Source organism: Pseudomonas sp. HMSC066A08 (assembly GCF_001813025.1).
GTDB lineage: Bacteria > Pseudomonadota > Gammaproteobacteria > Pseudomonadales > Pseudomonadaceae > Pseudomonas > Pseudomonas aeruginosa.
The window spans coordinates 1-1,255 of the sequence record NZ_KV811310.1 but is presented as its reverse complement, the minus strand read 5'-3'; the positions used below and the strand labels follow the sequence as shown (position 1 = coordinate 1,255).

The following is a 1,255-nucleotide window of genomic DNA, read 5'->3' as shown; positions in this document are numbered from 1 at the left end:
AGAACACCGTCTGGATCTTGATCCCCGCCACCAGCGCGTTATCGACCTCGTCGACCCCGCCCGGCTGCTTGATGTATTGCAGGTTCGGCCGCACCGTCAGCCAGTCGGTCACATGCACCCCGTAGTACAGCTCGGCGTTGTACTCGGTGTCCTGCAGCGGCTGGTACAGCGGGTTGTCGTAGTCGTCGATGCCGTTCACCTGGTTCACCAGGCGCTGGCGCTTCTTCACATCGTCGTTGACATGGATGCGCGCGATGCCCAGGCCGATATCGTCCTTCGGCCGCGCGTCGAACGGACCCTTGTAGACCACCCCGAGCTGCTGGTAGTTGTCCACCACGTTGGTCGCCTTGTCGTGGACGGTCAGGTTGGCGAACAGGCTCAACCCGCGCGAGGCATCGCCGTTGTGCGAAGTGACCTGCTGCTGCGCCACCACCCACCAGCCATGCTTGCTGCCGCGCGACTTGAAGTCGTTGCCGGTCAGCCCCTGCGGCTGGCCGTCGACGTCGTCGTAGACGTCATCGGCCTTCGCCGTGCTGTAGTAGTAGCCCAGCCGGTACTCGCCCGGCAGTTGCTCGGCGCCGACTTTCGGCTGCCAGATCAGCTCCACCGGCAGCAGCGCGCCCTTGGTCCCGCTGCCGCTCATCTTGAAGCCGTTGCCGGTCTCCAGGTTCGACGGGTTCTGCTCGTAGGCGCCGACCTGCACGTACCAGTCCGGCGCGAAGTTGTACTTCACCCGCAGCGCCCACTGGCTGACCGGCCAGTTGTACCAGATGCTCCCCGCCCAGTTGCCCACCTGCGAGCCGCAGAAGGCCAGGTTCTGGAAATCGCAGGGGAAGCTGTTGAAGTCCTCGCCCTCGCCGAAACGGCCGAATTTCACGTCCAGCGCGCCGTCGAAGTACTGCTGCTTGAGCCACAGCTGGGTCAGCCGCCAGGTCTGCCCGCGGCCCCAGACCTCCTGCACCGAGCTGATGTGCCCGGCACGCGGGTCGCCGATGCGGTCGTTGGAAAGGTTCTTGCCGTTGCGCTCGGTGACGGTGAACTGGAACTCGGTGGCCTTCCAGCCGAGGATCTTCTCCAGGTCCATGTGCACGCCCAGGGCGAACTGGTCGGTGTAGCGCCCGGTCTTGTCGTCGTCATAGCCGCCGTCGAGGTTGGCCGCCGCCTCGCCGACGTACTCCAGCTTGAAGTCGTAGCCCTTCTCCAGCAGCTCGGTGCGCTTGCCGCCCCAGTCGCCGAGCATCCATTTCGAGTTCGG

1 protein-coding gene is annotated in these 1,255 nt (G+C 65.1%); it reads right to left on the bottom strand.

What is annotated here, in order from left to right:
- A partial coding sequence (gene oprB, locus HMPREF2886_RS19230) for a carbohydrate porin OprB (protein WP_019396298.1) occupies positions 1–1,255 on the bottom strand: 1,255 nt, incomplete at both ends.